This window comes from Actinomyces sp. MRS3W, assembly GCF_032465695.1.
In the GTDB taxonomy this organism is placed as follows: domain Bacteria; phylum Actinomycetota; class Actinomycetes; order Actinomycetales; family Actinomycetaceae; genus Actinomyces.
In genome coordinates, this window is record NZ_JAWDJJ010000142.1 from 1 (window position 1) to 9,049 (window position 9,049).

General features: G+C 67.4%; 7 protein-coding genes, 1 tRNA gene and 2 riboswitches. All 8 genes read left to right on the forward strand.

Annotation, left to right across the window (positions count from 1 at the left end):
- The first annotated feature begins 2 nt into the window (after positions 1-2).
- The 8 genes from RWX45_RS04985 to RWX45_RS05020 all read left to right on the forward strand — a co-directional run bounded on the left by RWX45_RS04985 (position 3) and on the right by RWX45_RS05020 (position 8,806).
- Positions 3-1,145, forward strand: coding sequence for a DUF3027 domain-containing protein (locus tag RWX45_RS04985; RefSeq protein WP_316022666.1), 1,143 nt, complete (start codon positions 3-5; stop codon positions 1,143-1,145).
- A gap of 137 nt (positions 1,146-1,282) precedes the next feature.
- On the forward strand, positions 1,283-2,788 hold the full coding sequence (locus RWX45_RS04990) for an NCS2 family permease (protein ID WP_316022667.1): 1,506 nt from the start codon (positions 1,283-1,285) through the stop codon (positions 2,786-2,788).
- A 180-nt stretch (positions 2,789-2,968) separates the two neighbouring features.
- Complete coding sequence (locus RWX45_RS04995) at positions 2,969-4,348, forward strand: MFS transporter (protein WP_316022668.1); 1,380 nt, start codon at positions 2,969-2,971, stop codon at positions 4,346-4,348.
- Positions 4,349-4,473: 125 nt separating this feature from the next.
- A complete protein-coding gene (locus RWX45_RS05000; protein WP_316022669.1) occupies positions 4,474-5,154 on the forward strand; it encodes a metal-dependent transcriptional regulator in 681 nt (226 codons plus the stop codon).
- A 252-nt stretch (positions 5,155-5,406) separates the two neighbouring features.
- A riboswitch (cyclic di-AMP (ydaO/yuaA leader) is annotated at positions 5,407-5,567 on the forward strand.
- A complete protein-coding gene (locus RWX45_RS05005) occupies positions 5,568-6,338 on the forward strand; it encodes a C40 family peptidase (RefSeq protein ID WP_316022670.1) in 771 nt (256 codons plus the stop codon).
- Positions 6,339-6,565: 227 nt separating this feature from the next.
- A riboswitch (cyclic di-AMP (ydaO/yuaA leader) is annotated at positions 6,566-6,723 on the forward strand.
- 5 nt (positions 6,724-6,728) lie between these two features.
- Positions 6,729-7,520 (forward strand): C40 family peptidase, encoded by a 792-nt coding sequence (locus tag RWX45_RS05010; RefSeq protein WP_316022671.1) that lies wholly within the window; start codon positions 6,729-6,731, stop codon positions 7,518-7,520.
- Between the two features lie 155 nt (positions 7,521-7,675).
- Positions 7,676-8,617: a universal stress protein gene (locus RWX45_RS05015; protein ID WP_316022672.1), complete on the forward strand. Its 942-nt coding sequence runs from the start codon at positions 7,676-7,678 to the stop codon at positions 8,615-8,617.
- Between the two features lie 116 nt (positions 8,618-8,733).
- A tRNA-Arg gene (locus RWX45_RS05020) sits at positions 8,734-8,806 on the forward strand.
- Positions 8,807-9,049 lie beyond the last annotated feature (243 nt).

A 9,049-nucleotide genomic window follows, 5' to 3' on the forward strand; every position in this document is an offset into this window, starting at 1 on the left:
CTCTGGGAGAGATCACCGAGCCGCTCTCGGTGGGGCAGTACACCGCCTCCCGGCAACTGGACAAGCGCCTGATCACTCACCTATTCGAATGCAACCTCACCGGCTACCGCGGCTGGCGCTGGGCCGTGACCATGGCCCGCCCGCCGCGCGGCCGCACCGCCACCATCTGCGAGATGGAGCTGCTGCCCGGGGAGGACGCGCTGCTCGCCCCCGCCTGGGTGCCCTGGGCGGACCGCCTGCGCCCGGGCGACGCCACCCGCTCCGACCGGCTTCCGAAACGGGAAACCGACGAGCGCCTCGAACCGGGTTGGGAGGCCACCGGCGAGGAGGGGGACACCGTCGCCCTGGACGAGCTCGACCTCGGCCGTGCCCGGGTGCTCTCCGCGGAGGGCTATCGGCGCGCCGCCCAGCGCTGGTACGACGGCGATCATGGCCCCGACGCCGACGGCGTGCGCAAGGCACACGCCACCTGCTCCACCTGCGGCTTCCTGGTGCCTATGGCCGGTCGGCTGCGCCGGACCTTCGGCGTCTGCGCCAACGAGTGGGCGCCCGACGACGGACGTGTTGTCTCTCTCGACCACGGGTGCGGGGCCCACTCTGAAACCGACCTGCCCGATCAGGGACCGGAATGGCCCGTCATGCCGTCGCGCCTGGATGAATCTGCGATGGAGCCGCTGGCCACCGACGGGAAGGATCTGCGTCAGGGACGCCGTCGCGACGAGGTACGTGCGCAGACGCAGTCGGAGGATGCGGCTCAGGATTCGACCGACGCTGCGGACGTCAAGGAGACTCAGGAGACGGCGGGCGCCGCCGAGCACGCTGTGCCGGACGCCGATGGCCGGAGCACCACCAAGCGGGCCTCGGCCAAACGGCGCACCAGGAAGAGCGCCGCCAAGACGCAGGCACCCGCCACAGGCCCGTCAGACCAGGCGGCGGACTCGACGCCGTCGGCCGGGGCTGCTCAACCGTCCGAGCCGTCCGACGCGGCGGGGGACCTCGCCTCACAGCGCGCCGCTTCCGCCCGCGACGCGGTGGCCGGCCTCGCCGTCGAACGGGGACATCACAGCTCTGAGACGCACCAGGATGCGGCCTCCGCCCTGGCCGAGTTGGAGGCCATGCTCCCCACCCGCAAAGCGACCTCCTAACCGCCGCCGCCCCTTCACCGAAACCGGCACTTGTAACGTGTCGAAACCGGCACTTATAACATGCCGAGACCGGCACTAATGACGTGCCGAAACCGGCCGATATGACTGCGGCCGGCGGGGCGGGCCTTGTCAACGGCATGTTTCGTCTCCCGCGATCTGGTCTGGGAGAATCAGGCACCGTGAGTACACCTACCCCAACTCCCACGTCTGTCAAACAGACGGACTCTCTCAGCGCCATCGACCGCTTCTTCCACATCACCGAGCGCGGCTCAACGGTGGGACGCGAGGTTCGCGGGGGCCTCGTCACCTTCTTCACGATGGCCTACATCCTCGTTCTCAACCCGCTCGTTCTGTCCACGCCCCACGAGGGAATCGCCCCCTTGGGCACCTCCGAGCAGATTGCCGCCGGCACCGCCTTCGTCGCGGGCGTCATGACGATCCTCATGGGCCTGATCGCCAACTACCCCATGGCTCTGGCGGCGGGGCTGGGCATCAACGCCATGATCGCCTACACCCTCGTCGGCATGAACGGCATGACCTACGCCGACGCCATGGGCCTGGTCGTCATCGAGGGAATCATCATTCTCATCCTCGTCCTCACCGGCTTCCGTGAGGCCGTCTTCAAGGCGGTTCCGCCGGATATCAAGACCGCGATCTCGGTGGGCATCGGCCTGTTCATCGCGCTGATCGGCCTTGTGGACGCCAAAGTCGTACGCGCCGGGGGCACGCCGCTTGAGCTCGGCCTGGGCGGCTCGCTGCAGGGCTGGCCGGTCCTGGTCTTCCTGTTCGGCCTGTTCCTCATCCTCGTGCTGCACGTGCGCAAGGTGAAGGGCTCAATCCTCATCGGCATTGTTGCCTCCACCATCCTGGCGGCGGTCATCGAGGCCTTCGCCCACCTTGGCGCCTTCGACGAGGAGACCAACCCCACCGGCTGGTCCCTGTCCATCCCGTCCCTGGACGGTGCTCCCATCGAGCTGCCGAGCCTAGCGACGCTGGGGCAGTTCAGCCTTCTGGGCAGCATCGAGAAGGTCGGCGTCGTCTCCGTCGTCCTGCTCGTCTTCTCCCTCATGCTCGCCGACTTCTTCGACACCATGGGCACGATGGTCGCCATCGGCGCTGAAGGCAAACTGCTCGACAAGGACGGCAACCCGCCGCGAACCCGCGAGATTCTCGTCGTCGACTCCCTGGGCGCGATTGCCGGCGGCGCCGGCGGCGTCTCCTCCAACACTTCCTACATTGAATCTGCCGCGGGCGTCGGCGAGGGGGCGCGCACCGGCCTGGCCTCCATCGTCACCGGCGTGCTGTTCCTGGCGAGCATGTTCATCGCCCCGGTGGTTTCGATGGTGCCCTATGAGGCGGCTACCCCGGCGCTCGTCGTCGTCGGCTTCCTCATGATGACTCAGGTGACGGACATCAACTGGAAGTCCCCGGACATCGCCCTGCCCGCCTTCATCACCATCATCATGATGCCGTTCTCCTACTCGATCACCAACGGGATCGGCGCGGGCTTCGTCTCTTACCTCGTCATCCAGATCGCGCGTGGCAAGGTCAAGGACATTCACCCGCTCATGTGGGTCGCCTCTGTGCTGTTCGTCATCTACTTCACGCTCACGCCGATCAAGGCGATCCTCGGTATCAGCTGACGACTCATACGGTCCGGCCTCCGTCTCGGCTGGTCCTGGGGGCGACGACGCGGCCACGGTCACGTCGTCGCCCCCGTTCATTGGCGGTGTACAGACGTACAATTAACCGATCTCAAAAAAGCGCGCATCCTAGTCGGCGCGCCCGTCGTCGCATCATGAAATTGGAGCCGTCCCCCCGCCGTGAGTAGCACCTTCGAGTCACTCAAGTTCCACAACTACCGGATCTGGTTCTTCGCCGCGCTCGTCGCCAACACCGGCACCTGGATGCAGCGCGTGGCCCAGGACTGGTTGGTGCTGCGCATTCTCACCGACGACTCCGCCTCCGCAACCGGCATTACGACGGCGCTCCAGTTCCTGCCCGCCTTGCTGCTGAGTGCCCATGCGGGCCTCATCGCGGACCGTGTTGACCAACGTAAGTTCCTCATCCTCACCCAGTCCGCCATGGGCGTGGTTTCCCTGGCGCTCGCCGTCGACGTGCTCGCCGGCCATGCCGCGCTCTGGCACGTATACCTGGCCGCGTTCGCCACGGGAGTCGCGGCCGCCTATGACTCTCCGGCCCGCCAGATCTTCGTCGCCCGTATGGTCCCCACGGAGAATCTGGCCAACGCGGTAGGCCTGAACTCCGCATCGTTCAACGCCGCTCGGCTCCTCGGCCCCGCGGCCAGCGGCCTGGTCATTGCCTGGGTGGGGCCCGGATGGGTCTTCCTCGTCAACGCCCTGACCTTCCTTTTCCCGGCTCTGGCGCTGGCCGCCATGCGTCGCACCGAGCTCTACGACGTCCCCCGTGCCGAGCGCGCCAAGGGGCAGCTGCGTGAGGGCCTGGCCTACATTCGTCACCGCACCGACATCATCGTCATCATCGCGGTGATCTCCATCGTCTCCATGTTCACCCTCAATTTCCAGGTGACCATGGCGGCCATGGTGCGTTCCGCCTTCGATATGGAGTCGGATGCTTACGGCACCGTCTCCTCGATCTTCGCCATCGGCTCCCTGACCGGTGCCCTGTGGGCGGCGCGACGCAAGTCCCCCCGGGTGCGCACCCTCGTGGTCGCCTCGTTTTTCCTGGGGGTGTTCACCATCCTCATGGCTTTCGCGCCGACCTACCAATGGTTTGCCGCCTCCACCATCCCGGTGGGTCTGGCCGTGCTCACCGTCCTCACCAGCGCCAATCAGACGGTGCAACTGAACACGGAACCGACCATGCGCGGGCGCGTCATGAGCATCTACATGATGTTCTTCCTGGGCACCACCCCGATCGGCGCCCCCATCATGGGGTGGGTCTCGGACCAGTGGGGGCCGCGCCTGTCCATTTTCGCGGGCGGCCTGGCGGCGGTGCTCGCCGCCATCGTCGCCGGCATCTGGGCGCGTCGTCACTGGCACATTGACTTCGCCTACTCCTCGACTCGCCCCTTCTTATCCACGATCGGCCCGCGTGAGCGCGCCGGAGTGGTCGGCTCGGCCGATCCCGCCGCCGCGGCGCCAGCAGCATCGGATGACGGGGACGACGACGCGGCTGCCGACCGCGGTGAGGGGGAAGCCCCCGATTCATCCCCGGCCTGAGCCAGGGCGAGTCAACTGTGACGGGTCAGACGTGGATATCCTGGTAGCGCAGGTCGGCATGCGCCGCGCCCCAGGCGCGGACAGCCGTGCCGCAGTATGGCAACGGCCATCGGAGGAGGCACCAGATGAGTGGGCTCATCGACACTACCGAGATGTATCTCAAGTCCGTGTACGAACTTGAGGAAGATGGCGTACTTCCGCTGCGCGCGAGGATCGTGGAGCGCTTGGGGCACTCGGGGCCGACAGTCTCCCAGACGGTCTCCCGCATGGAGCGCAGTGGGCTCATCTGGGTTGCTGACGACCGCTCTTTGCAGCTCACGGAAGAGGGCCGTCGTCGCGCCACGGAGGTTATTCGCAAACACCGACTTGCTGAAAGGCTGCTTCTGGACGTCATCGGCCTGGACCGCAGGCTCGTTCACGATGAGGCCTGCCGGTGGGAGCACGTCATGAGCGAGCAGGTTGAGGATCGGCTCGCTGAGATTCTCGACGACGTGAGCTGCGACCCCTTCGGCAACCGGGTTCCAGATCGGGGCACGGTGCACCCGAACCCCGCGGCCGATGAAATCAGCGCCGAACGGCTGGTCCGTGACGGTCGCTCCGATGCTGCCGTATCGCGCGTGGGGGAGCCCATTCAGGCCGACCCCGACGTCATCGGCCGGTTCGAGGACGCCGGCATCCGGTCGGGCACGCCCGTCCGGCTCAGTTCCACGCTTGGCGGCATTCGGGTCACCCGCACGGACGACGACGCGGTGGCGTCGGTGCTCCTGCCCAGCGCTCTCACTCGACACCTGTTCCTCAAGCGCTGAAAGCGCCGACAGGCTCTTTTTCGCGGCGCAGTTGCCGTTGCCGACGCCGTCGTGCTCACGTGGCCGACGGCGTCGCATGCTGCGTGCACCGCGCGGTCGACTGCCTCCGCGAGACCCTGGCGTGGGGGATTCCACAGGCGCGGAGGCGGGGAGAAGTACCCATCGCCGAAGCGATTCAATTACCGTAGGGCTGCAACCGGAGCTACTGGTTGCGGAGCGACGCGCAGAGCTCAAGTCTGCTGGTGCGGGTCGTCTCCTTCCGATCCACGATCATCGCCAGCAGACCCGGGGGAACCACTTCTCCGGCCGCGCTCATGTAAGGCGCGGCCTTGGGGTGAAGCCCGCCATGTGCGGGCCGGGCGCCTCCCGCCCGAACCCGACAGCTAACCCCGTCGGCTCTTCAGGAGAATTCATTGACTTCCACTGTCAAGGCCCGCCATCGCAAGGCCGCTCGTCCGCTGACCCCGCTGTCGGACGTCGCCCCCGCTGCCCGCCGTGGATTCGCTGTTGCTGCTTCCTCCGGACTCGCCCTGACCATGATCGCTTCTGGTGCCAGCGCTGCCGGCGAGGACACCAAGATCGCCGAATCGGCCGGTGCGCTCAACGAGGCCGGGGTTGCCGCGCTCGCTACCGACGCGCGTGAGGTCGTCACCACCAACGCGGCCATCTCAACCGGTGCCGCCGCCGAGTGGGGCGCCGACGTCGTCGAGGTGGCAACCGCTACCGCCGAGGCGCCGGTCGAGCCCGAGCCTGAAGCCGACACCACCGCGGAAGCTGCCGCGGATGAGGTGACGGACGAAATCGCGGCGACTACGACCACCGAGTCCACCTCGGACACGACGACGACCGCCACCTCCACCGGGGCCGGCATGGTTGCTCTGGCGATGCAGTACGTCGGCACCCCCTACGTGTGGGGCGCCAGCGGCCCCTCCGCATTTGACTGCTCGGGCCTGGTGTCCTACGTCTACGCCCAGTACGGCATTTCCATCCCGCACCAGTCCAGCCAGATCCGCGCTATCGGCACACAGATTTCCGCCGCCGAGGCCCAGCCCGGTGACATCGTGTGGTGGTCTGGCCACGTCGGCCTGTACGCGGGCGACGGCATGATGGTCGATGCTTCCCCGGGGACGGGCGTGTCCTATCAGGCTGTCTATTCCGGCGCTACCTACCTACGCGTGTACTGATCGCGCGATCAGTAGTCGCCCCGCTTGGCGCCCCCCCCGTGAAGCGGGGCGACTGTGCGCCAGGCGGGGCGTCTCTGTGCCAGGTAAAGCCGCAGCAACCGGCATGTGCGTCTTGTCACGGCGGTGTGTGTAATCTGGTCGTGACGGCGCCGGTGGACATCGGGTAACGTGTCCACCGTTGCGGGAGCTACGTGCCCGCAGTGCTGAGAGTGAGGCCTAATCCTGCCGCTCACGCTCAGGCAGATCCCACCTCAGGCAGGAACGGGGGAACCAAACGCGGCTCCGGCGCTAGTTCGGGGCCTTGGGGTGAAGCCCGCGGTACGCGGGCCGGGCATCTCCAGTCCGAACCCGACAGCTCACCTCGTCGGCATCTCAGAGGAGAACCACTACATGACAACACGCACCTCGGCTCGGCACCGCAAGGCTGCTCGTCCGTTGACCCCGATGACTTCCGTTGCTCCCGTGGCTCGCCGTGGTTTCGCTGTCGCCGCATCCTCAGGTCTCGCCCTGGGCATGATCGCCTCCGGCGCCTCGGCCGCGAACACCACCGAGGCTGCACAGTCCGCGGGATCCTTGGAGACCCAGGGGGTGGGTGCACTCGCCGCCCAGGCACGCACCGCGGTTTCCACCAACGAAGCCGTTCAGGTTGCCGAGTCCGTCTCCGTCCCCAGCGACGTTGAGACCGTGGACTCCCCGACCGCTGAAGCACCGGTCGTTGAGGAAGAGCCCGAGGTGGAGGAGGTAGCCGACGCGCTCGCCGCCAATGACACCACCGCGGTAGAGACCACCACGGAGGCTACCGACACCACGACCGCCGCGACCGCGAACACCGCGGCCACCAACCCGTCGGGTTCCTCGATCGTCTCCATCGCCCTGCAGTACACGGGCATGGCCTATGTCTACGGCTCGAACTCCCCGTCCAACGGCGGCTTTGACTGCTCCGGGTTGGTCCAGTACGTCTACTCCCAGGCAGGTATCTCGCTGCCGCGTACCTCTTACGCACAGGGTGCTTCCGGCACCATCGTGTCCGCCGCCGAGGCCCAGCCCGGCGACATCGTCTACTACGGTGGCCACGTCGGCATCTACGCCGGAAGCGGCATGATGATCGACGCCGGCAACGAGAGCGTCGGCGTGTCTTACCGCGCCGTCTATGGCTCACCGCAGTACGTCCGCGTGAGCTGATTCCAGGCTTTTCACGCCCGATGATGTGGGGGCGGCCAGCCGACCGGTTGGCCGCCCCCACATTCCATCTCGCCAACGTGTTTTGGAACACGTCGGTCTAAGGGGCAAAATGGTTGTGGTCGAGCACCCGGCACTCGAAGAAAGGGGCACAACCCATGGCCGAAGACAAGGTCGTCCTCGTCGGAGTTGACGGCTCACCCGAATCCCTGGAGGCGGTGGACTGGGCGGTTGACCGCGCCGCATGCAACGGCTGGCGCGTTCACATCTTGTGTGCCTACTCCCTTCCCTCCTTCACCACGGCGTCGCTTGACGGCGGCTACGCCGCCTTGGATGACTCCGCCGTACGCGCCGGCGCCGAAGCAGTCGTCAACGAAGCTGTCTCCCGCGCTCAGGGCAGGGGCGTGACCGTGACCAGCTCGCTGGAAACCGGCGACCCCGCCGGGGTCCTCGTCGATCTGTCCGAAGATGCCACTCTAGCCGTCGTCGGCACCCGCGGCGGCGGTGGCTTCGCCGACCGTCTCCTCGGCACCGTTTCTTCGGCGTTGCCCGCACACAGCCACTGCCCCGCTGTTGTGGTCCCGCGTCACACCGAAGGCTCCGCCTTCACGCCGGTCAAGCGCATCGTCGTCGGCGTCGACGGCTCCGACTCTGCCCGCAAGGCGCTGCGGTGGGCGGTGCGCGAAGCCGAGGCCTGGGGCGCCGAACTGACCGCCATTGCCGCCGTGCCTATGGCTTCCGGTGCGGGCGCGCTCGCCTGGCTGCCGGCCGCCGTCGATCGCGAACAGGTCCTCACCGATGTGCGTACCGGGCTAGACCGGGCCATCGCCGAAGCGGTCGAGGGCCACCCCGACGTCGTCGTGCGGCGGCACGCCCTGGATGGGAATGCCGCAGAGCTCATGGCCGAGTTCTCCACCGCGGTTGATCTGGTCGTGGTCGGCTCCCGCGGACGCGGCGGATTCTCCGGGCTGCTGCTCGGCTCCGTCAGCCAGGGAGTCCTGTCGCACGCCTCTTGCCCCGTCATGGTGGTTCCCGCGCGTGCCCGTGACGACGACGCCCACGTGGGCCGCAACCAGACGACCCCTTGGGGGCGTGCCTGATTCATCCGGGGCAGCGGCCGCACGGGAGCTCACCATTCTGCTGGTGGCTGCCGTGCGGTCCCTGCCGTGGTTGGCGCCTGCCCATCATCGGGTAGGATCGCACGCGTCCCTGTTCAGCCCTCGTAGCTCAGGGGATAGAGCACCGCTCTCCTAAAGCGGGTGTCGCGCGTTCGAATCGCGCCGGGGGCACGTGTGCAGGCCCGCGATGCCCGGTCGAAGGCGGGGCTTCGCGGGGTTGCTTGGACTACCGTCCGCGCCTGGATCGGGGCGGGGCGTGGACTCAAAAGGGCAGTTGCGCGCGCGTCCGGTGCGTCGGCGCCACGAGGCGGGTCCGGGCGGATATCGTGAGGAAATATGACGCCTTCACTGTTCTCTCTGGGCCGCAACCGGCACGATGCCGGACCGCAGGCGCGTGACCCCGAGGGCGCCGAC

What these genes read in the sequence shown, in the direction of transcription:
- RWX45_RS04990 (WP_316022667.1), top strand. Translation starts at nt 1,283, where the DNA reads ATGTTTCGTCTCCCGCGATCTGGTCTGGGAGAATCAGGCACCGTGAGT.
- RWX45_RS05000 (WP_316022669.1), top strand. Translation starts at nt 4,474, where the DNA reads ATGAGTGGGCTCATCGACACTACCGAGATGTATCTCAAGTCCGTGTAC.
- RWX45_RS05010 (WP_316022671.1), top strand. Translation starts at nt 6,729, where the DNA reads ATGACAACACGCACCTCGGCTCGGCACCGCAAGGCTGCTCGTCCGTTG.
- RWX45_RS05015 (WP_316022672.1), top strand. Translation starts at nt 7,676, where the DNA reads ATGGCCGAAGACAAGGTCGTCCTCGTCGGAGTTGACGGCTCACCCGAA.